The 22,041-nt window shown below is 72.6% G+C and carries 12 protein-coding genes; 2 read left to right on the top strand and 10 right to left on the bottom strand.

The features are described from left to right. Positions 1-8: 8 nt before the first annotated feature. A complete protein-coding gene (locus ACGFN2_RS23670) occupies positions 9-1,412 on the top strand; it encodes a cation:dicarboxylate symporter family transporter (protein ID WP_393363543.1) in 1,404 nt (467 codons plus the stop codon). A gap of 319 nt (positions 1,413-1,731) precedes the next feature. Here ACGFN2_RS23670 and glgB read toward each other — a convergent pair whose 3' ends face one another. From glgB to ACGFN2_RS23640, 6 genes are all read right to left on the bottom strand, one after another. Then, on the bottom strand, positions 1,732-4,221 hold the full coding sequence (gene glgB, locus ACGFN2_RS23665) for a 1,4-alpha-glucan branching enzyme (protein ID WP_393363540.1): 2,490 nt from the start codon (positions 4,219-4,221) through the stop codon (positions 1,732-1,734). Positions 4,222-4,303: 82 nt separating this feature from the next. Further along, positions 4,304-5,812, bottom strand: a complete 1,509-nt coding sequence (locus ACGFN2_RS23660) for a maltokinase (RefSeq protein WP_393363537.1) — start codon at positions 5,810-5,812, stop codon at positions 4,304-4,306. A 328-nt stretch (positions 5,813-6,140) separates the two neighbouring features. Next, the gene (gene treS / locus ACGFN2_RS23655) at positions 6,141-7,859 is read right to left on the bottom strand and encodes a maltose alpha-D-glucosyltransferase (protein ID WP_362610446.1); all 1,719 of its coding nucleotides are present in this window, start codon (positions 7,857-7,859) and stop codon (positions 6,141-6,143) included. Next, positions 7,856-9,859 (bottom strand): maltotransferase domain-containing protein, encoded by a 2,004-nt coding sequence (locus ACGFN2_RS23650; protein WP_393363534.1) that lies wholly within the window; start codon positions 9,857-9,859, stop codon positions 7,856-7,858. The genes treS and ACGFN2_RS23650 overlap by 4 nt, the downstream gene beginning before the upstream one ends. Positions 9,860-10,473: 614 nt before the next feature. Further along, the gene (locus tag ACGFN2_RS23645; RefSeq protein WP_393363531.1) at positions 10,474-12,039 is read right to left on the bottom strand and encodes a sensor histidine kinase; all 1,566 of its coding nucleotides are present in this window, start codon (positions 12,037-12,039) and stop codon (positions 10,474-10,476) included. Next, positions 12,036-12,725, bottom strand: coding sequence for a response regulator (locus tag ACGFN2_RS23640; RefSeq protein WP_393363528.1), 690 nt, complete (start codon positions 12,723-12,725; stop codon positions 12,036-12,038). The genes ACGFN2_RS23645 and ACGFN2_RS23640 overlap by 4 nt, the downstream gene beginning before the upstream one ends. Positions 12,726-12,954: 229 nt before the next feature. Between ACGFN2_RS23640 and ACGFN2_RS23635 the strand changes: the two genes are divergently transcribed. Next, a complete protein-coding gene (locus ACGFN2_RS23635) occupies positions 12,955-13,548 on the top strand; it encodes a hypothetical protein (protein WP_362610437.1) in 594 nt (197 codons plus the stop codon). A 163-nt stretch (positions 13,549-13,711) separates the two neighbouring features. Here the strand turns inward: ACGFN2_RS23635 and ACGFN2_RS23630 are convergent, their stop codons facing one another. The 4 genes from ACGFN2_RS23630 to ACGFN2_RS23615 form a co-directional block, all read right to left on the bottom strand. Then, the gene (locus ACGFN2_RS23630; RefSeq protein ID WP_393363524.1) at positions 13,712-15,343 is read right to left on the bottom strand and encodes a M4 family metallopeptidase; all 1,632 of its coding nucleotides are present in this window, start codon (positions 15,341-15,343) and stop codon (positions 13,712-13,714) included. Between the two features lie 287 nt (positions 15,344-15,630). Next, on the bottom strand, positions 15,631-17,910 hold the full coding sequence (locus tag ACGFN2_RS23625) for a M4 family metallopeptidase (RefSeq protein ID WP_362610434.1): 2,280 nt from the start codon (positions 17,908-17,910) through the stop codon (positions 15,631-15,633). 454 nt (positions 17,911-18,364) lie between these two features. Beyond that, positions 18,365-20,209: an ABC transporter ATP-binding protein gene (locus ACGFN2_RS23620; RefSeq protein WP_393363520.1), complete on the bottom strand. Its 1,845-nt coding sequence runs from the start codon at positions 20,207-20,209 to the stop codon at positions 18,365-18,367. Beyond that, positions 20,206-22,014, bottom strand: coding sequence for an ABC transporter ATP-binding protein (locus ACGFN2_RS23615; protein WP_393363517.1), 1,809 nt, complete (start codon positions 22,012-22,014; stop codon positions 20,206-20,208). The genes ACGFN2_RS23620 and ACGFN2_RS23615 overlap by 4 nt, the downstream gene beginning before the upstream one ends. Positions 22,015-22,041: the final 27 nt, after the last annotated feature.

Below are 22,041 nucleotides of genomic sequence, written 5' to 3'. Positions count from 1 at the left end.
AGACAGCCGTGGCTGCACAGACCCCACCCGGGGGCACCACCGAGGAGACCGCGCCGGTGAAGCGGGACCGGACCCACTTCCTCTACATCGCCGTGATCGGCGCGGTGCTGCTCGGCATCGTCGTGGGCTTCGCCGCCCCCGGTGTCGCCGTCCAGCTCAAGCCGCTCGGCACCGGGTTCGTGAACCTGATCAAGATGATGATCTCGCCGGTCATCTTCTGCACCATCGTGCTGGGCGTCGGCTCGGTGCGGAAGGCCGCCAAGGTCGGCGCCGTCGGCGGCCTGGCCCTCGGCTACTTCATGGTGATGTCCACGATCGCGCTGGCCATCGGCCTGGTCGTCGGCAACCTGCTGGACCCCGGTTCCGGCCTCCACCTGACGGAGACCGTCAAGCACGCCGGGCACGCCCAGACCGAGGGCGGCGGGGAGTCGCTGCCCGAATTCCTGCTGGGCATGATCCCCACCACGCTGGTGTCCGCGTTCACCCAGGGCGAGGTGCTCCAGACGCTGCTGGTGGCGCTGCTGGTCGGCTTCGGCCTGCAGGCGCTGGGCACGGCGGGCGAGCCGGTGCTGCGCGGGGTCGGGCACCTCCAGAAGCTGGTCTTCCGGGTGCTGGCCATGATCATGTGGGCGGCGCCGGTGGGTGCCTTCGGCGCCATCGCGGCGGTGGTCGGCGAGACCGGCCTGGACGCGCTGAAGTCGCTGGCCGTCATCATGGTCGGCTTCTACGTCACCTGCCTGCTGTTCGTGATCGTGGTGCTCGGCACGCTGCTCCGGCTGGTCGCCGGCGTCAACATCTTCCTGCTGCTGAAGTACCTCGGCCGGGAGTTCCTGCTGATCCTGTCCACCTCCTCCTCGGAGTCGGCGCTGCCCCGGCTGATCGCGAAGATGGAGCACCTGGGCGTCAGCAAGCCGGTGGTCGGCATCACCGTCCCCACCGGCTACAGCTTCAACCTCGACGGCACCGCCATCTACCTGACGATGTCCTCGCTGTTCGTGGCCGAGGCGATGGGCAAGCCGCTGCCGCTCGGTCAGCAGATCTCCCTGCTGGTCTTCATGATCATCGCGTCCAAGGGGGCGGCCGGGGTCACCGGCGCGGGCCTGGCGACGCTGGCCGGCGGCCTTCAGTCGCACCGCCCCGAACTGGTCGACGGCGTCGGCCTGATCGTCGGCATCGACCGCTTCATGAGCGAGGCGCGGGCGCTGACCAACTTCGCGGGCAACGCGGTGGCCACCGTGCTGATCGGCACCTGGACCAAGGAGATCGACAAGGGCCGGGTGGGCGAAGTGCTCGCCGGAAAGGCCCCGTTCGACGAGAAGACCCTGGCCGCCGACGTGCCCGTCGCTCCGGTCCCGGCTGAGGTCGTCGCGCCGCGGGACGGCGGGACGGAGAAGACGTCCGCCACGGTCTGACGCCGGGCCGCAGGAGGGGAGAAGGGGCGGGTGCCGGACGCGGCACCCGCCCCTTCGGCACGACCGGGCGCCGGGCACCGCGCGACCGGCACCGCACCTCTCCTCAATGCCCCTCTGGCCTGCGGTTTTCCTGGCCCGGGCCGATTGTCAGTGCCCCCTGACACCATGGTGAAGACACGGAGAACGCGGCCGGTCGCGACCGGTTGCGCGGGGGTGCGGACAAGGAGGAACGGGTCATAAGGACAGGGGGGACGGATCTGTTCGGTGGGGGTGCCGCAGTCGCGGCTGACGGGTCCGACAACCATCAGCCGTGAGGTGGTCAGGACGGTCGCAGCCAGAGGGTGGTCAGCGGGGGGAGGACGAGGGAGACGGACGCCGGGCGGCCGTTCCAGGGGGCCGGTTCGGCCTTGAGCGGCTCGGGGTTGCCGACGCCGCTGCCGCCGTAGCGCGGGTCGTCGGTGTTGAGGACCTCACGCCAGGCGGGGAAGCGGTCGGGGACGCCGAGCCGGTAGGCGTGACGGACGACGGGGGAGAAGTTGGTGACCGAGATCAGCGGGGATGCGTCGGCGGCGAAGCGGAGGAAGGGGAAGACGTTGTCCTCGCTCGCGTCCCCGTCGATCCAGGAGAAGCCGGCCGGGTCGGTGTCGCGTTCCCACAGCGCGGGCGTGGCCGCGTAATGACGGTTCAGCTCGCGCACGAGATCGCGTACGCCCCGGTGGTCCGGCTCCGCCTCGTACGACGGGTCGAGCAGCCACCAGTCCGGGCCGTGGCTCTCCGCCCACTCCGCGCCCTGGGCGAACTCCTGCCCCATGAAGAGGAGTTGCTTGCCGGGGTGGGCCCACATGAAGCCGAGGTAGGCCCGGTGGCCGGCGCGCTGCTGCCACCAGTCACCGGGCATCTTCGACACCAGGGCGCGCTTGCCGTGCACCACCTCGTCATGGGAGATCGGCAGCACGTAGTTCTCGGAGTAGGCGTAGATCATCGAGAAGGTCATCTCGCCGTGGTGGTACTTCCGGTGCACCGGCTCCTTGGCGACATAGCCGAGGGAGTCGTGCATCCAGCCCATGTTCCACTTCAGGCCGAAGCCCAGTCCGCCGAAGCCGCCGGGGCCGACGTGATGGGTGGCGCGGGTGACACCGTCCCAGGCCGTGGACTCCTCGGCGACGGTGACGACGCCGGGGCAGCGGCGGTAGACCGTCGCGTTCATCTCCTGGAGGAAGGCGACCGCGTCGAGGTTCTCCCGCCCGCCGTGGACGTTCGGCGTCCAGTCGCCGTCCGCACGCGAGTAGTCCAGGTAGAGCATCGAGGCGACGGCGTCCACCCGGAGGCCGTCGATATGGAACTCCTCGCACCAGTAGACGGCGTTGGCGACCAGGAAGTTACGGACCTCGGTGCGGCCGTAGTCGAACTCCAGGGTGCCCCAGTCCGGGTGCGCGGCCCGTGCCGGGTCCTGCGGCTCGTAGAGCGGGCGGCCGTCGAACTCCGCCAGCGCCCAGTCGTCGCGCGGGAAATGCGCCGGCACCCAGTCCATCAGCACCCCGATGCCCGCCTGGTGCAGCGCGTCGATCAGGAACCGGAAGTCGTCCGGGCCGCCCATCCTGGCGGTGGGCGCGTAGAAGCCGGTGACCTGATAGCCCCAGGAACCGCCGAAGGGGTGCTCGGCGACCGGCATGAACTCGACGTGGGTGAAGCCCAGGTCCTTGACGTACGCGGGGAGCTGCACGGCCAGCTTGCGGTAGGTCAGACCGGGCCGCCAGGAGGGCAGATGCACCTCGTAGACCGAGAACGGGGCCTCGTGCACGGGGCGCGCGCCGCGCCGGGCCATCCACGCGGCGTCGTTCCAGTGGTGGTGCGAGGCCTCCACGACCGAGGCGGTGGCGGGCGGGCACTCGGTCCGCCGGGCCATCGGGTCCGCCCGCACGGTCCGGGAGCCGTCCGGCCGGGTGATCTCGAACTTGTACAGCTCGCCCTCGCCGAGGCCCGGGACGAAGAGCTCCCAGACGCCGGACGAACCCAGCGAGCGCATCGGGGCGCCGGTGCCGTCCCAGTAGTTGAAGTCGCCGACGACCCGGACCCCCTGGGCGTTGGGCGCCCAGACCGTGAAGCGGGTGCCGGTCACCCCCTGGTGCTCCATGATCCGCGCGCCGAGCGCCCGCCACAGCTGCTCGTGCCGGCCCTCGCCGAACAGATGCAGATCCAGCTCGCCGAGCGCGGGCAGGAAGCGATAGGGGTCCTGCACGGTCACGGTGTGCTCGCCGTAGTCCACCAGCAGCTCGTAGTCCGGCACGGTGCGCAGCGGCAGCACCCCGGCGAACAGCCCGTCGCCCTCGAAGGGCAGATCGGCGCGCAGCCCCTTCGCCAGGACGGTGACGCCCCGCGCGTACGGCCGCAGGACCCGGATGAGCAGCCCGCCGCGCACGGGGTGGGCGCCGAGCAGTCCGTGCGGATCGTGATGGGCACCGCCCAGCAGCCGGCCGCGGTCCTCGTCGGACAGCGGCGTGGCGGGCCGGACCCCGTGACTGCCGTTCGTGCGGGCCGGGCCCGCGGACCCGTCGTTCCGGCCGGGCGCCGCGGCCGCCTCCCGGAGACCGTGCGGCCGGCCGGTGAAGGTGGGGCCGGCGGTGCCCGGCCGGACCGGCGGCGCCGTACCGGAGGCGGGCGGCCGTGGCGCGGCCGGCCGGGACGGCGGCGAGCCGGCGGGGGAGGGCGATGTCATACCGGTAGAGCCGGTGGCAGGTGACGGGGCGTCGGAGGCGGACGGCGAAGCCGTTCCGGACGGAGGGGTGGCGGACGATGGGCGGGCGGTCACGGGAGGGGCCTCCTCGGTGCGCGGCAGCGGACGGGTCTCAGCGGTGGACGGGCGGCGGGTGCGGCGGTTCGGCTGCGGCCCCTCACCCCCGGCCGTCGGGCTCGCCGGACCGGGACGGGCCGGTCCCGTCCACCCCGACGGCCCGCTCCCCGCCCGCCGCCAGGCGCCGGACGGCGGCCATCGGGACGGCCAGCCAGTCGGGCCGGTGCCGGGCCTCGTAGAGCACCTCGTAGACGGCCTTGTCGGTCTCGTAGGCGCGCATCAGTTCGGGCGCGGAGCGGGGATCGAGCCCGCCGGCCTCCGCGTAGCCCAGGCAGTAGGCGTCGCGGGTGCGCCGTGCCCACTCCAGCGACCAGGGGTCGCCGCCCGCGGGTCCGCTGCGCGCGGCGTAGTCGAAGGAGCGCAGCATCGCCGCGACATCGCGGACCGCGGGCTGCAGCCGGCGCCGCTCGGCCAGCGGCCGGGCCGGTTCGCCCTCGAAGTCGATCAGCGACCAGCGGCCCTCGTCGGCGGAGCGCAGCGTCTGGCCCAGGTGCAGATCGCCGTGGATGCGCTGGGCGGCCCAGCTGCGGCCGTCCTGGCCGGTCGCGGCCAGCGCGTCGAAGGCGGTACGCAGCCGGGCCCGGTAGGGCTGGAGCACCGGCACGGCGCGGGCGGTGGCCGTCAGCCGCTCGTGCATCCGGGCGGCGATCGCCGCCAGCTGCGGGCGGCGCAGCTCGGTGGTCGGCAGCGTCTGGGCGAGCGCGGTGTGCACCTCGGCGGTGGCATGGCCCAGCGCCCGCGCCGAGCCGGTGAAGTCGGCGCGTACGGCCAGCGCGTTCAGCGCCAGCTGCCAGCCGTCCGCCGAGCCCGGCAGGAAGGGCTGCAGCACACCCAGCGTGGTCGGCTCACCGCCCCCCTCGGGGGCCGCCGACTCGAACCACGCCGCGGGCGCCGGCACCCGCGCGCACTTGGCGTCCGCGAGCGCCCGCGGCAGCTCCAGGTCCGGGTTGATGCCCGGCTCGGTCCGCCGGAAGACCTTCAGGATGAAGGAATCGCCGTAGACGATCGAGGAGTTGGACTGCTCGACGGCGATCGGCCGGCCCGCCAGCCCGGAGGGGATGTCGGCATCGGGCTCCCGGCAGAAACGCAGCGCGCCCATCCGGCCCGGCACCCGCAGCCGCTCCAGCAGCAGCCCGCAGAGCCGGCTGTCGAGGAGCGCGTCATAGACGGCGCGGCCGCGCAGCGGCCCGCCGCCGGGGCATCCGATCATCGCGGGCGCCAGCTGGGGCGGTGGTGCGGGGTGCACCCCCAGCAGCAGCTGGTAGCAGTCGCCGCCGGCCGGGGTACGGCTCGGTGGTGCGCTCTGGTGGGCGCGGACGAGCAGGTGCAGCAGGCCCGGTGCGGTGCCGTCGGGGGTGCACGGCAGCAGCTCGGTCGCCGAGAGCAGCGTGAAGCCGGTGACCAGCCGCCCCTTGCCGGCGAACCAGCGCTGGCGTGGCACCCAGTCGGCGAGCAGGGGAACCAGCGAGGGCAGCAGATCGGGGGCGGAGACGAGCGGGCGGCGGTCAGGGGTGTTGCGGGTGGCACGGGTCGAGGCGGTGTCCGACATGGCGTCGCGTCCTTTCCCCGGGCACACGACAGATAGGGCAAAGTGTCCCGGAATGCGGCCTTGACTGTGCGGCGGCGCGGTGGGGGTACCCCCAGACGGAGTCCGGGGCCCGGTGCGCGAGATCGTCCGTACGGCAGCGGTCTGCCGGCGTGTGCTGCTCCGCCGCCCGGCGGTCCCCCACCCGAGCCGGAGGGCCTACGAGGGCTCGCCCGGCCCGTGCGTACTAAGGAGGCTGCCCGAGCGAAAGGTCAGAAAACGCCCGTACGCGCCATGGTGCCGCGTACGGGCGTCCGTTCCGTCCGGCGCCCGTGCCCGGTCGGGGCACCGGCTACCCCGCGTTCCTGCGCAGCCGGAACCAGTAGAAACCGTGGCCCGCGAGGGTCAGCAGATACGGCAGCTCCCCGATGGCCGGGAAGCGGACCCCGCCGATGAGTTCCACCGGATGGCGGCCGCTGAACGACCGCAGGTCCAGCTCGGTGGGCTGGGCGAAGCGCGAGAAGTTGTGCACGCACAGCACCAGGTCGTCGTCCGCGCCGTCGGTGCCCGGAGCCTCCCGCAGGAAGGCCAGCACCGCCGGGTTGGTGGAGGACAGCTCGGTGTAGCTGCCGAGCCCGAACGCCGGATTCTGCTTCCGGATCTCGATCATCCGCCGGGTCCAGTGCAGCAGCGACGAGGGCGAACTCATCGCGGCCTCGACATTGGTGACCTGATAGCCGTAGACGGGGTCCATGATGGTCGGCAGGGACAGCCGCCCCGGGTCGCAGGAGGAGAAACCGGCGTTGCGGTCCGGGGTCCACTGCATCGGCGTGCGCACCGCGTCCCGGTCACCGAGCCAGATGTTGTCGCCCATGCCGATCTCGTCGCCGTAATAGAGGATCGGCGAACCCGGCAGGGACAGCAGCAGGGCCGTGAAGAGCTCGATCTGGTTGCGGTCGTTGTCGAGCAGCGGGGCCAGCCGCCGGCGAATGCCGATATTGGCGCGCATGCGCGGGTCCTTGGCGTACTCCGCGTACATGTAGTCGCGCTCTTCGTCCGTGACCATTTCGAGGGTCAGCTCGTCGTGGTTGCGCAGGAAGATGCCCCACTGGCAGCCGGACGGAATGGCGGGGGTCTTGGCGAGGATTTCCGATACCGGATAGCGCGATTCCCGCCGTACCGCCATGAAGATGCGCGGCATGACCGGGAAGTGGAAGGCCATATGGCATTCGTCGCCGCCGACGCGGTAATCGCCGAAGTAGTCGACGACGTCCTCCGGCCACTGATTGGCCTCGGCCAGCAGCACGGTGTCCGGATAATGCGCGTCGATCTCCGCACGGACCCGCTTGAGGAAGGCGTGCGAGGCCGGCAGGTTCTCGCAGTTGGTGCCCTCCTCGGCGTAGAGGTAGGGCACCGCGTCCAGCCGGAATCCGTCGATCCCCAGGTCGAGCCAGAAACGCAGGGCGGAGATCATCTCCTCCTGGACCGTCGGGTTCTCGTAGTTGAGATCCGGCTGGTGGGAGAAGAAACGGTGCCAGTAGTACTGCTTGCGGACCGGGTCGAAGGTCCAGTTGGAGGCCTCGGTGTCGACGAAGATGATGCGGGCGTCGGCGTACTGCTTGTCGTCGTCGGCCCAGACGTAGTAGTCGCCGTACGGCCCGTCGGGATCGGTGCGCGACTCCTGGAACCACGGGTGCTGGTCGCTGGTGTGGTTCATCACCATGTCGATGATGACCCGCATACCGCGATGGTGCGCGGCGTCCACGAATTCCACGAAATCGGCGAGGTCGCCGAATTCGGGAAGCACCGCGGTGTAGTCGGCGACATCGTAACCGCCGTCCCGCAGCGGGGATTTGAAGAACGGCGGCAGCCAGAGACAGTCGACCCCCAGCCATTGCAGGTAGTCGAGCTTGGCCGTGATGCCCTTGAGGTCGCCGATTCCGTCGCCGTTGCTGTCCTGGAAGGAACGCACCAGGACTTCGTAGAAGACGGCCCGTTTGAACCAGTCGGGATCGCGGTCCTTCGCCGGGGTGTCCTCGAACGTGTCGGGGACAGGCTCATTGACGATCAATTGGGTGACCCTCCGATCGGTGAGGACGGTCGCAGCGACAGCACATGGGCGGGCGCGAGTGAGCGGCCCGGCTCCAGGCGCACATAGTTGTCCCTGCCCCAGTGGTAGGTGTCGCCGGTGAGCTCGTCGCGCACCGGAATGGACTGGTGCCGGCCGAGGCCGAGTTCCGGCATGTCCAACGACACCGTCGCCTCGTGGGTGTGGTGCGGGTCGAGGTTGACCACGGTGAGCACCGTGTCGGCCCGGTCGCCGTGCCCCTCGCGCTTGGAGTAGGCGAGGACGGCCTCGTTGTCGACGTGGTGGAAGCGCAGATTGCGCAGCTGCTGCAGGGCGGGGTGCCGGCGGCGGATGCGGTTGAGTGCGGTGATCAGGGGGGCGATGGTGTGCCCCGCCCGGGCCGCCGCGTCCCAGTCGCGCGGCCTGAGTTGGTACTTCTCCGAGTCGAGGTACTCCTCGCTGCCGCGGCGCAGCGGCGTCGACTCGCAGAGTTCGTATCCCGCGTAGACGCCCCAGGTGGGGGAGAGGGTGGCGGCCAGCACGGCGCGCACCTCGAAGGCGGGGCGGCCGCCCTCCTGGAGGTAGGCGTGCAGGATGTCCGGGGTGTTCACGAAGAAGTTGGGCCGCAGGTAGGAGGCGCCCTCACCGGTCAGTTCGGTGAGGTAGTCGGTCAGCTCCTGCTTGGTGTTGCGCCAGGTGAAGTAGGTGTACGACTGGTGGAAACCGACCTGGGCGAGGGTGTGCAGCATGGCCGGGCGGGTGAACGCCTCGGCGAGGAAGAGCACGTCCGGATCGGTGTGGTTGATGTCGCCGATCACCTTCTCCCAGAAGGCCACCGGCTTGGTGTGGGGATTGTCCACCCGGAAGATCCGTACGCCCCTGGCCATCCAGAAGCGCAGCAGGCGTTCGGTCTCGCGGACCAGCCCGCGGAAGTCGGTGTCGAAGGCGAGGGGGTAGATGTCCTGGTACTTCTTCGGCGGGTTCTCGGCGTAGGCGATCGAGCCGTCCGCGCGGCGGTGGAACCACTGGGGGTGCAGGGTGACCCAGGGGTGGTCCGGGGAGCACTGCAGCGCGAAGTCCAGGGCCACCTCCATCCGCAGGTCACGGGCGGTGCGGACGAAGTGCTCGAAGTCGTCGAAGGTGCCCAGGTCCGGGTGGAGGGCGTCATGGCCGCCGGCCGGTGACCCGATGGCCCAGGGGGAGCCGACGTCGTCCGGGCCGGCCGACAGCGCGTTGTTGGGGCCCTTGCGGTAGGCGGTGCCGATGGGGTGGACGGGCGGGAGATAGACCACGTCGAAGCCCATGGCGGCGACGGCCGGCAGCCGGTCGGCGGCGGTGCGCAGGGTGCCGCTGACGGCCGTGCCGCAGGGGCCGACCGTGGCGCCCTCGGAGCGCGGGAAGAGTTCGTACCACGAGCCGTACAGGGCCCGGCGGCGCTCGACGACCAGCGGCATCGGGTGCGAGACGGTGAGCAGTTCGCGCAGCGGATGGCGTCCCAGCACCTCGGTGACCTGCGGGGACAGCGCCGCGGCCAGCCGGGTCGCGGCGGGCAGCCCGGTGTCGCGCAGGGTGTCCACGGCGGTGAGCACCGTCTCGCGTCCCTCGCTCTTGGGGACCTCCGCCGCCGCCCGTTCGTGGAGTGCGGCGCCCTCGGCGAGCACCAGCTCGGTGTCGATCCCCGCCGGGATCTTGATGGCGGCATGCCGCCGCCAGGTGGTGACCGGATCGGACCAGGCCTCGACGGTGAACGTCCAGCGGCCCTCCAGGCCGGGCGTGACCTCGGCGCTCCACCGGTCGGAGCCGGGCGCCCGTTCCTGCATCGGGGTCCAGGGCCCGCAGCGGCCGGCCGGATTGCGCAGCACCACGTTGGCCGCGACGGCGTCGTGCCCTTCGCGGAAGACGGTGGCCGAGACCTCGAAGGTCTCACCCACCACGGCCTTCGCCGGGCGGCGGCCGCAATCGATCTGCGGGCGGATGTCCAGAACAGGAATACGACCGATCATGGGCTCACCTGGTCTTGTGATGCTTTACGGCGTTTTGTCCTTTGTATCCGCTTCATGGCGGGCGGACCGGGTGCGGGCATGGGCGCTCCTGTCCGCTTTCACTCGGCTGGCGGAGGGTGCGGCGGGGCGGGTCGGCGCCCCTCCGGCCTCCGGTCGGTGGTTCCCCCGATGAATCCTGTGCGGGTGCGTGATGCGGGCGAGGGCCCTGACCGGCGGACCCTCCCGCGGGCGGTGACCGGGACGGCCGGCGGTGTGCCGCCCGCCGCCGCCTCGCCGCCGGCCCGCCTTGCCGCGGCGGACCTGCCTCGGCCCCCGCGCCGGCGACTGCGGCGCTGCGCTGACACGGTCGGCGTTCGCCTCCTCAACCCGTTCTGATCACAGCGGAGTTGCGGTGTGCGGATGTCCGGTGCCGCGCCGGGGCCCGTCGGCGCCACACCGCAGCCTCTCTCCAGGAGGGAGTCCGTACAAGAGCGCATGACGGGGTGGAATCAGCCATATCGGCGGACGGGGCGGTAGGGAGGCGCGAGGCCCCGGCGGGAGGGTGAAATCGCCGGTATGCAGGGCGAGTTGAGGGAGCACCCTACGGGATCGGATGGTGGGAGGGCTGGGGCGCTCTAACGGTCCCGCCGGTGGACCACGCGCTTCCTGACCAGCCGGTCGTCGGTGAAGCAGAGCTGATAGGCGTCGTCGGAGCCCGCGCGGACGCTGTAGTACCTGCAGGTCCAGTCGTGCGGGGGCGGTGGGGTGCCGTCCGGCGGGGCGTCCAGGGCGAAGAACGGCAGGAAGGACTCCACCCCGGAGCGGCCGGCGCCGGGGCGGAGCACCGCGTAGCGCTCCCGTTCCAGCACCGTCCAGGACGGGCTGACCAGATGGAAGGTGCTGCTCAGCACCACCAGGGCGGCCAGCAGCGCCAGCGGGACCGTCACCATCTGCCGGAGCCGGCGCTGCACCTTGTGCTGGGCCTGGGCCAACTCCCGTTCGGAAGCGGTGGGTTCGGGGAGCCGGACGGACTCCGGCAGGAGGGCGCCGGTCGTCGGCAGCCGCGCCGAGACGGTGAAGCCGCCCTCCGGGGTGGGGCCGGCCCGCAGGGTGCCGCCCGCCAGCCGTACCCGCTCGTCCAGCCCCACCAGGCCGCTGCCCCCGGAGACCGGGGCGGCCGCCGGCCCGTCCGGGGGAGCGGCGTTGGTCACGGCGACCCGCAGCTGTCCGCCGGCCCGCCCGATCCGGACCCGGACGGCCGCACCGGGGGCGTGCTTGGCGGCATTGGTCAGGGACTCCTGGACGACACGGTGCAGGGCGGGGCCGGTCATGGCCGGAAGAGGGGTGGTCCCGGTGTCGTCCGGCTGCTCCAGGTCCACCGTCATCCCGGACGTCCGCGCCCGGTCCACCAGCCGGGTCACGCTCGCGTCGGCCGGGGCCCGGGGCGCGCCCTCGTCGTCGGTGCGCAGCACGCCGATGATGTCCCGCAGCCGTTCGGTCGCCGTCCCGGCCGCGGCCCGCAGCTCACCGGCCGCCGCCTGACGGTCCGCGTCCAGCCGTGGATCGACCTCCAGCGCCCCGGCCCGCAGGGCGATCAGGGCCAGGTCGTGGCCGAGGGAGTCGTGCATGTCACCGGCGATCCGGGCGCGTTCGCGCAGCCGGGTGCGGTCGGCGACGGCCCGCTGTTCGCGCTCCATCCGCTCGGCGAGCTGCCAGCCGGTGCGGGCCAGCGCGGCGTACTGCCGGCGGTAGCGGCCCAGCAGCCACGGCAGCATCACATTGAGCAGCAGCGTCAACAGCAGCGAGAACCACGGCCACACCGTCCGGCCGACGACCGCGGCCAGCGGCAGCCCGCCGGCCGCCACCGCGGAGAAGAACCACAGCGCCGGGCGGGCCCGGGACATCCGGGCCCCGGCCAGATAGCCGAACACCGCCAGCGCCGCGCAGTAGGCGACGGTGAACAGGTCCAGCGAGATCACCAGGCTCGGCGCGACCGGCAGCGCCAGCGCCGTCAGCGGCCGCCGCCGGTGCAGCAGCACGGACACCGCGAGCAGCGGGAAGGCGGCCGCGGTGGCCCATGGGTGGGTGGCGGCGAGGGAGGGGAAGGCGAGCGCCGGCGGACCGCACACCAGGAGGTAGAGCCCCAGCCCGGGGACCAGCGCGCGCAGCTGCCGGGCGTCCGGGCGCCGCCGGCGCGTCATGACGCCGGGACCAGGCCCGCCTCGTAGGCGAGGACCGCCGCCTGGACGCGGTTGCGGACGTCCAGCCGGGCGAGGACCGCGCTGACATACGCCTTGACGGTGCCCTCGACCAGGGACAGCCGCTGGGCGATCTCCGCGTTGGACAGCCCGGCGCCGACCAGCCCCAGCACCTCGCGCTCCCGCCCGGTCAGCTCGGCGACCCGGGCCCGGGCGGTCACCCCGCGGCCCAACTGCCCGGCCGCCAGGTGCGAGATGACCCGCCGGGCGACGGACGGCGAGAGGCAGGCACCGCCCTCGGCGACGGCCCGGACCCCGGCGATCAGCTCCCGCGGATCGCCGGACTTGAGCAGGAATCCGGCCGCGCCCGAGCCGAGGGCCTCGGCGATGTACGCGTCCTCGGAGAACGTCGTCAGCATCACGACGGCGGTGCCGGGCAGCTCCCTGGCCAGTTCCGCGGCGACGCCGAGGCCGTCCAGACGGGGCATCCGGATGTCCAGCAGACAGACGTCGGGCCGGTGCCGGAGCGCCAGGCCGACCGCCTCGCGGCCGTCGGCGGCCTCCGCGACGACCTCGATACCGGGTGCCGCGCCGAGGATCGCACGCACCCCGGCCCGTATCAGGGGCTCGTCGTCGGCGAGGAGGACCCTCGTACAGCTCGTGGGCGGGCCGCCGCGGGGCTCAGTCATACCGCCAGATTATGCGGCGGCAGGCCCACTCCATGCGGGGAAGAGGCGCATTCCCGTGCCGGGACCCCGCGGACCGGACGGAGTGCGCGGCGCGTGCCGTCCGTCGCCGCGCCGGTGGGCGCGGTGCCTCCCCCAACCGGGCGGGGGCGCGGGCCCGTCCGGCACGGTGCCGGGGCCGGCGGCGCGGGGTGCCGGATGCTGGGGGCCTTCCGAACCGCAGGAGCGGCCCGTGAACCAGCCCAGCCCGCACGGCACCCGGGGACCGGCACCCGCCGGCGCCGGCCGGGGCGCCGGTCAGCCCGGGGTCATCGGCATCGCCCTCGCCGCCGTGCTGACGGCCACGCTCGCGCAGGGTTCCTGGCAGTGGTTCGCCACCTACATCGGGGTGACGCTGCTCGCCGTGGTCTTCTCGTTCTACGGGCTGCCGGACTGGACGCCAGGGGTCCGCACCCCGTACGTCCGCCAGCTGACCGCGTTCTCACTGACCGTCGGTCTGTGTGTGGCGATCGCGCTGGCGCCCATGCTGCAGCGCTGGGGCTGGCTGTTCCCGATGCCGGGGACCCGGAACGTGTGCCCCGCACTGGGCCGGTACGAGGGCATCCGGGCGGAGGCCGAGCTGGCACAGCTGACCGGCCGCGACCGGGCCGCGCTGGCGCACGCGCAGGAGGCCCGGAGCCATGTGGCGGTCTCCGAGTGCCTGTCGGCCACCACGACGCAGTGGCTGCCGGTGTACGGGGCCGGGGCGGCCCTGCTGGTGGCCGCGGGGGCCTGGACCCGCGACCGGGCCCGGTCGCGGAAGGAGAGCCGGCCGGAGTCGTCTTAGGCCGGAGCCGCCTCAGGCCGGTGGCCCGGTGGCCCGTCGGCCCCGCGGAGGGATGCCCCGTCGGGCCCGGGACGCGCGAAGGCGGTGCCCGGAGAGTCTCCGGACACCGCCCGCTCCGGGGTCAGTTCACCCCGGGATGTTCAGCACGTTCCCGCATGTTGCGTCACTTGACGGCGACACCGGTCCAGGCGGCCTCGACGCCCTTGACCTCGGCGCTGTCGGCCTTGTACAGGTCGGTGGCGGCCTTGACGGTCGCCTCGCGCGCGGCCTTGTAGTCCGTGTTCGAGGTCATGTACTCGGTCAGGGCCTTGAACCAGATCTTCTCGGCCTTGTCCCGGCCGATGCCCTCGACCTTCTTGCCGTCCGCCGTCGGGCTGTCGTACTTCACGCCACCGATCTCCTTCGCGCCGCTGCCCTCGGACAGCAGGTAGAAGAAGTGGTTGGCGACACCCGAGGAGTAGTGCGGGTCGAGGCCACCGGTCTTGGAGTCCCAGTTGTCCTGCGACTGACCGTCCTTGGACGGCTTGTCCATGTAGCGCAGCGGCTTGCCGTCACCGTTGATGTCGATCTTCTCGCCGATGAGGTAGTCGCCCGGGTCCTTCTCGCTCTTGGCGAAGAACTCGGCCGACGTGCCGAAGATGTCCGAGGTGCCCTCGTTGAGACCGCCGGACTCACCGCTGTAGGTGAGGTTGGCGGTGGCGGAGGTGACACCGTGCGACATCTCGTGCGCCGCGACGTCCAGGGCGGTCAGCGGCTTCTTGTCGCCCTCACCGTCGCCGTACGTCATGCAGAAGCAGCTGTCGTCCCAGAAGGCGTTGACGTAGCTCTTGCCGTAGTGCACGCGGGACGAGGCGCCCTTGCCGTCGCCCTTGATGCCGGCGCGGCCGTGCACCTTCTTGTAGTAGTCCCAGGTCACGGCCGCACCGTAGTGCGCGTCCACGGCCGCGGTCTGCGGGTCGTCCGGCTTGCCGGTGCCCCACTTGTCGTCCTCGTCCGTGAAGGCCTTGCCGTCACCGGACTCGCTGTTCTCGAGGTTGGTGGTCTTGTGGTCACCGCGGTCCTTGTCGGTCAGCGTGTAGCCGCTGCCCGACTTGGTGGTGCCCAGCTCGACGCTGCCGCTGTACTCGCTCTCGCCCTTGCCGGTACGGATCTCGTCGTACTGGAACAGCTTCTTGCCGCTGTTGGCGTCGGTGATGACGTGCATCCGGCTGGGGGTGCCGTCCTTCTTCACGCCGTTGACGACGGTGTCGTAGGCGAGAGTCGGGGTGCCGGAGGCGGCCCAGACGACCTTCTTGGGCGCCTGCGCGTCGGCCTTCTTCGCGCTGAGCGACTTCACCGCGGTGCCCTGCGCCGACTTCGCGGCGGCGGTCGGGGCGATCTTGGCGGTGGTGGAGGCCACCTTGACCGTCTTGTCGGTCGACTTGGTGGTGCTCTTGACCGCGCCGCCCTTGGCGGTGTGCACGATCAGGTCGCCGCCCAGCACCGGCAGGCCGGCGTAGGTGCGGTCGTAGCGGGTGTGCGTGGTGCCGTCAGCGTCCTTGATGACGTCCTTGACGACCAGCTTCTCCTGCGCGCCCAGGCCCAGTTCCTTGGCGGCCTGCGCCTTGGTGGCGCTCGCGTCACGCAGCAGTTCCGCGCGGTGCGAGGCACTGAGCTTGAGGGGCGAACCGTCCGCGGTGGGGGTCTGGGCGGGGGAGGCGCCGGCGGTACCTGCGGTGATGCCGGCGGCCACGAGGGCGGCGACGGCGAACGAGGTACCGATGACACGGGTCTTACGGGATATGCGGGGGGTCACGCGTGCTCCTTCAACTTTGCCAAGTGGTGGGGGTGCAAAGCGATGCGGGTGTGACGTGCGTTCGGAGAGACTGCCATTCGAACGCGTGCATGTCAGGAGGGTGTAAAGGGATTGGCTGAAAAATGTCCGTGGAGAGGTGAGCGCCGTTCGCATAACGGAGCTGGGCGCCGCCCCCGGCTATCAGGGGGCGACGCCCAACGCGCTTGCCTCGTACCTCAGTTGTGCGGTGGCGTGATCTATGACCCGCCTATGTCATACCCGGGTGACGGCTGGGTGCCGCCACCAGGTCAGAACGTCAGCTTCCAGCCGTTGATGTAGCCGGTGTCCTGGGAGTAGACGTCCTGGACCCGGAGCTTCCAGGTGCCACTGGCCTTCTCCGAGGAGGCGTTGACGGTGTACGTGGTCTTCACGTTCGCCGCCGAGTCGAACGCGCTGGCGTTCTTGAGCCGGTAGGCCGTGCCGTCCGGGGCGATCAGGTCCACGACCAGGTCACCGCGGTAGGTGTGCACGATGTCCACCCCGACCTTCAGGGTGCTCGGCGCGTTGCCGGTGCGGCCGACGGTGATCGGCGAGGTGACCGCCGAGCCGGCGTCCGGGATCTGCACATCGGCGGCGTTCTCGAAGACATTGCCGCCGCCGGCCGGGTTGACCGTCCAGGTGAAGGCGGCGGTACCGGTCTTCTTCGCGGCGTCGGTGACCGTGACCGTCACGTTGCTGGTGCCGGCCGCGGTCGGCGTACCGGAGATCAGACCGGTGGTGGCGTTGATCGAGAGCCCGGCGGGCAGCCCGGTCGCCGCGTACGTCAGTGCGCCCGCGGTACCGCTGCTCGCCTTGATCTGGAGGCTCGCCGCCTGGCCCACGGTGCCGCTCTGGTTGCCCGGGTTGGTGACGGAGACCGCGCCGCTGTCCGGGACGCGGGAGCCGACGTTGACCGCCGCCCAGGTGTTGGCGACCGTGTTGTAGGAGGCGCTGCCCTCACCGAACAGGTCGGCGGCGGCCTTGAGGGTGGCGGTGCGGGCGGCCGCGTAGTTGGTGTTGGCGCTCATGTACTGGCTGAGTGCCTTGAACCAGACCTTCTCGGCGTTGGCCCGCCCGATGCCCGGGACCGGCAGGTTGTCGGAGGTCGGGCTGTCGTAGTGGACGCCGCCGATGTCCTTCGGGCCGCTGCCCTCGGACAGCAGGTAGAAGAAGTGGTTGGCGACGCCGGACGAGTAGTGCACGTCCTTGTTGCCGACGTTGCTCGACCAGTAGTCGGCCGAGGCCCCGTCCTTGGACGGCTTGTCCATGTAGCGCAGCGGGGTGCCGTCGCCGTTGATGTCGATCTTCTCGCCGATGAGGTAGTCACCGGGGTCGGAGGTGTTGTTGGCGTAGAACTCCACCGCCGTACCGAAGATGTCGGAGGTCGCCTCGTTGAGGCCGCCGGACTCGCCGCTGTAGGTGAGGTCGGCGGTGGCCGCGGTGACACCGTGCGACATCTCGTGGCCGGCCACGTCGATGGAGGTCAGCGGGGCGGCGTTGCCGCTGCCGTCGCCGTACGTCATGCAGAAGCAGCCGTCGTCCCAGAAGGCGTTGACGTAGCTGTTGCCGTAGTGCACCCGGGAGTAGGCGCCGACGCCGTCACCCTTGATGCCGCTGCGGCCGTGCACGTTCTTGTAGTAGTCCCAGGTCACCTGGGCACCGAAGGCCGCGTCGGCACCCGCCGTCTGGGCGTTCTGCGGGGTGCCGTCGCCCCAGGTGTCGTCGGCGTCGGTGAAGAGCGAACCGGTGCCGGACGAGCCGTGCTTGAGGTCGTAGGTCTTGTGGTTGCCGCGGGTGGGGTCGGTCAGCGAGAAGTTCGGCGCCGAGCCCGACGATCCGACGGTGACCTTGCCGCTGTACTGGGTGTTGCCGACGCCGTTCTCGATCCCCTGGTACTGGAAGATCTTGGCGCCGGTCGTGGCGTCCGTGATGACGTGCAGCTGGTTGGGGGTGCCGTCGTCCTGCAGCCCGCCGACCACCGTCTCGTAGGCGAGCAGCGGCTTGCCGTCGGCGACCCAGACCACCTTGCGCGGCGCCTTCGCGGCCTCGGTCTTCTTCGAACCGAGCGACTGCGCGGCCTTGACGGCCTTCGACTCGGCCGTGGCGGGCCGCACCTTCGCGGTGGTGCTCGCGACCTTCAGCTGGGAGCGCACGGCCTTGGTGACGCCCTTGAGCGTGCCGCCCTTGCTCTCGTGGACCACGAGGTCGCCGCCGAGGACGGGCAGCCCGTCGTAGGTGCGCTCGTAGCGGGTGTGCACGGTGCCGTCGACATCCTTCGAGACGTCCTTGACGACCAGCTTCTCCTGCGCGCCGAGCTTGAGCTGCCGCGCGGTCTCGGCGGTGGTGGCCCCGGCTGCCCGTATCAGCTCCGCACGCTGGGACGGGGACAGCTTGGCCGGCAGGGCGCCGGGATCGGGGGTGGCGTGCGTGGTGCCCGGCCGCGGGGCGGCCGCCGTACCGGTACCGGCCTGGACTCCGACGGCCAGCATCGCGGTGACAGCGACGAGTGCGCCGGTGGCGACGGCGCGTCCATGGGGGGTGCGTCTCACACTGACTCCTTCTGCGGTGGCCGCCATGAAGCGCTGCGGCCGAGGGGGACCGGGCGGCAAAGCGGCCGTCCGGGCAGAGCGAGGCAGAACTCTTGGAGCGTGTGGGGGGAGACGTACGGGAGGTGCTGGGCGAACGGGTGGAACGGGTGGTGCGGATGAAGCCTCCGGCCGCAGGGAGCTGATGCTGTGGGGGTCCGTGCGGCGGTTGCGGGGAAGAGTCCCACCACCGGTGGCTTGTTGTCAGGCTCCGTTCAACTAATTGGCCGGAAACCGTCCGTTGCCCGAAATCGGTGTCCGGAAGCCGGACAGCCCGTGATCGGCCACGCAAGCCGTCCCCGGCCCTCCACAGCACCGGAAACCGCCCGGACGGCAGTTCACAGCCGTCCGGATCACGACCCCCGCACGGCGGGCCGGGCGGGGGCGCGATCCGGACGCCCCGGTCCGGCGACGCGCCTCAGCTGTGCCAGGAGCGCCACAGGGCGGCGTACGCCCCGTCCGCCGCCACCAGCGCGTCATGGGTGCCGAGTTCGGTCAGCCGGCCCTCCTCCATGACGGCCACCCGGTCCGCGTCGTGGGCGGTGTGCAGACGGTGCGCGATGGCGATGACCGTACGGCCCGTCAGGACGGCGGCCAGCGCGCGCTCGGTGTGCCGGGCCGTCCGCGGGTCGAGCAGCGCGGTCGCCTCGTCCAGGATCACCGTGTGCGGGTCCGCCAGCACCACCCGCGCCAGGGCCAGTTGCTGGGACTGCGAGCCGTCGGGGCGGTGGCCGCCGTCGCCCAGCTCGGTGTCCAGGCCGGCCGGCAGCTCCGCGGCCCACTCGGCCCCCACGGCGGCCAGCGCGGCACACAGCGCTGCGTCCCCGGCGCCGGGCGCGGCGATCTGCAGGTTGTCCCGGAGGGTGCCCAGGAACACATGGTGCTCCTGGGTGACGAGGACGACCTGCCGGCGCAGCGCCGCCGGGTCCAGCGCGGTGACCGGCACCCGCCCGACCGTCACCGAGCCGCTGCGCGGTGCGTCGATCCCGGCCAGCAGCCGCCCCAGGGTGGACTTGCCGGCGCCGGACGGGCCGACCACGGCGAGGCGCTCGCCGGGGCGGACCGTCAGGTCCACACCGCGCAGCACGTCACGCCGCGCGGCGGGCTCCCGGCTGCCGCCCGCGGCCCCGTAGGCGTAGTGGACGCCGGTGACCTCGATGCGGTCGTCGGCGGGCAGGGCCGGGGCGGCGGACTCCGGGGCGGGATGCGGGAGGTGGGCCACGGCGGCGGTCCCCGCGGTCCGCCGGGCCTCCCCGAGCCCCTCGACACGGGCGAACGCGGCGCCGCTGCTCTGCAGTTGCTCGGCCCAGAACAGCACCGTCGCCAACGGGTCGGACAGCTGCCGCAGATACAGCGCCGCGGCGATGACCACACCCAGGCTGATCCCGCCCCGCCCGTGCAGCGCCCCGCCGGCCAGCAGGACACCGGCCACCGGGAGGACGTAGGCGACATCCACCGCGGGCAGCAGCACACTGCGCAGGAACAGCGTGCGGGTGCGGGTGCGGCGGCACCGCTCGACGGCCCGCTCGCCCGCCGCCGCCCGGCTCTCCTGGAGGCCCAGCGCCTCCACGGTCCGGGCGCCCTCGGCGGTGGCCGCCAGGAGCTCGGCGAGCGCCGAGGTCGCCGCGCCCTCCGCCAGATACGCGCCGTGCGCCCGGCGCAGATACCACCGGACCGCGAACACCCCGCTGAACACCAGCAGCCCGCACAGGCCGAGCCGCGGATCGAGCACCACCACGGCACCCAGCAGGAACAGCGCCTGCGCCGCGGCGACACACACCTCCGGCACGGCGTCCCGCAGCGACCGGGCGACCGAGGCGACGTCCGACGTCCCGCGGGCCGTCAGATCGCCGGTGCCGGCCCGCTCCACAACCGCGGCCGGCAGCGCCAGCGCCCGCTCCACGTACTGCTCGCGGACCCGCGCCACGGTCCGCTCGCCGAAACGGTGCCCGACATACCGGGCGTAGCGCGCCAGCAGCAGCTGCGCCAGCCCGCACACCAGGATGACCAGCGCCAGCCGGTCCACCGCGCGCACCCCGCCGCCGGCCCGCACCGTGTCCACGATCCGGCCGAGCAGCCAGGGGCCGGCCACCCCCGCGGCGGCCGCCAGCGCGTTCAGCGCGAGCATCAGGGCGAAGGCCCGGCCGTCCCGCCGGATCAGCCGGCCCGCCGCCCGCCGGGTCGTGGCCGGACCGGCCACCGGCAGCGCACCGTCCGACGGCGCGTCCGCGGACCGTCCGGGCCGGGTGGCGGTCGCCGTCATCGTGCGTCCTCCTTCGTCACGGGCGCCCCGGCCGCCTGCGCGCGCCGGGAGCCGCTGCCCTCGTCCGGGCCGTCCGCGCCCTGCACGCCCTCCGCGTCCCGGACGTCCTCCGCGTCCTCGCCGCGGGACACCAGACGGCGGTACCCGGGCTGCTCGTCGAGGAGTTGCCGATGGCTGCCGACGGCGGCGGTCCGGCCGTCGACGAGGTAGTAGACCCGGTCGGCCCGGTCGAGCAGCAGCGGGGAGGTGCTGGTGACGACGGTCGTACGGCCTTGCCGCGCGTGGTGGAGCCGGGCCGCGACACCGCCCTCGGTGTGTGCGTCGACCGCCGAGGTCGGCTCCACCGCCAGCAGCACCTCGGGGTCGGCCAGCAGCGCCCGCACCAGCCGCAGCCGCTGCCGCTGCCCGCCGGAGAGGCTGCGGCCCTGTGCCTCGACCGCCGAGTCCAGCCCGTCCGGCAGCCCCCGGACGATGTCCTCGGCCAGCGCCGTGCGGAGGGCCTCCCCGATCGCCTCGTCGGTACGGTCCCGGCGCCCGGACACCACCTCGCGCAGCGTCCCGGCGAACAGCGTGGCCTCGTTGTCCGCGACCAGCACCCGGTCGCGTACCTGCGGCAGCGCGATCTCGTCGAGACGTACCGTGCCCCAGGTCGCGGCCGAATCCGCGAACCGGCCCAGCCGGTCGGCCACCGCCGCCGACTCGGCCGGCCGGGCGGCGGCCAGCGCGGTCAGCAGACCGGGCACCACCTCGACACCCGACGCCGGATCGTGCAGCACGGACGCGGCCTCGGGGGCGTCCGCCGTCCCGTCGGCGGCATCCGGCTCCAGCCGCAGGAACCGGATCACCCGCCGGGCCGCGACCAGCCCGCGGGTGAGGTCGTAGCCGCCCTCGATGAAGAACGACACCGGCACCACCAGCGCCGCCGCGTAGCCGTACACGGCCACCAACTCGCCCACACTGATGGCCCCCTGGGCCGCCATCCGGGCCGCGAGCCAGGTCACCGCGGCCAGGAACAGCGTCGGCAGGCCGACGCCGAGGGCCTGCACCCAGCTCGTCACCGCGCCGACGCGGTAGCCCTCGCCCTGCAGCGCCCGGGAGTCGCGCCGGTAGCGGTCGGTGAACACCTCCTTGCCGCCCAGGCCGTTGAGCACCCGCAGCCCGCCCACCAGGTCCGTGAGCCGGGCCGCCAGCCCGCTCTGCCGCTCGCGGTAGCGCGACTCGGCCCCCTGCAGCCGCCCCAGCAGCGGCCCGACCAGCACCGCGAGCAGCGGGACCCCCAGCAGCACCACCCCGGCGAGCAGCGGCGACACGGTCAGCAGCAGGACGGCGACGGCCCCGTAGGCCAGCACCGCGCCGACCCCGGGACCGGTCATCGTCAGGGTCTGGCTGATCACCGCCACATCGCCGATCCCGATCGTGACGACCTCCCCGGCCGTCACCTGGCGCGGCAGCGCCGCCCCCAGCCGCAGGGTGTGCGCCACGATGACCCGCACCGTACGGAACGTGGCGTCCATCCGGATGCGGGTCATGGTGCGGTGCCGCATGACCGCCAGCCAGGCGTTCGCCACCCCGACCGCGAGCAGCACCGCCACCCAGCCCAGCAGCACCGGCAGCCGGCCCGGCACCAGCCCCTCGTCGATGGCCCGGGACAGCACATAGGGCGGCAGCATCAGCCCGACCATCCACAGGCTCCCGTACGTGGCCCCCGCCGCCGCCCGCCCCCGTTGACGGACCACCAGCCACCACAGATACCGTCCGGCACTGCGGCGGTCGGGGACCTCCGGTCTCCTCGCGGTGTCGGTCATGCCGCGTCCCCCTCGCGTCGTCTCCGC

The sequence above is a fragment of the Streptomyces sp. NPDC048612 genome (assembly GCF_043199295.1).
Taxonomy (GTDB): domain Bacteria; phylum Actinomycetota; class Actinomycetes; order Streptomycetales; family Streptomycetaceae; genus Streptomyces.
The sequence above is the reverse complement of the archived record's forward strand: the minus strand, read 5'-3'. Positions and strand labels throughout refer to the sequence as shown.

What these genes read in the sequence shown, in the direction of transcription:
- ACGFN2_RS23650 (WP_393363534.1), bottom strand. Translation starts at nt 9,859, where the DNA reads ATGATCGGTCGTATTCCTGTTCTGGACATCCGCCCGCAGATCGATTGC.
- ACGFN2_RS23620 (WP_393363520.1), bottom strand. Translation starts at nt 20,209, where the DNA reads ATGACGGCGACCGCCACCCGGCCCGGACGGTCCGCGGACGCGCCGTCG.
- ACGFN2_RS23615 (WP_393363517.1), bottom strand. Translation starts at nt 22,014, where the DNA reads ATGACCGACACCGCGAGGAGACCGGAGGTCCCCGACCGCCGCAGTGCC.
- ACGFN2_RS23660 (WP_393363537.1), bottom strand. Translation starts at nt 5,812, where the DNA reads ATGTCGGACACCGCCTCGACCCGTGCCACCCGCAACACCCCTGACCGC.
- ACGFN2_RS23640 (WP_393363528.1), bottom strand. Translation starts at nt 12,725, where the DNA reads ATGACTGAGCCCCGCGGCGGCCCGCCCACGAGCTGTACGAGGGTCCTC.
- ACGFN2_RS23645 (WP_393363531.1), bottom strand. Translation starts at nt 12,039, where the DNA reads ATGACGCGCCGGCGGCGCCCGGACGCCCGGCAGCTGCGCGCGCTGGTC.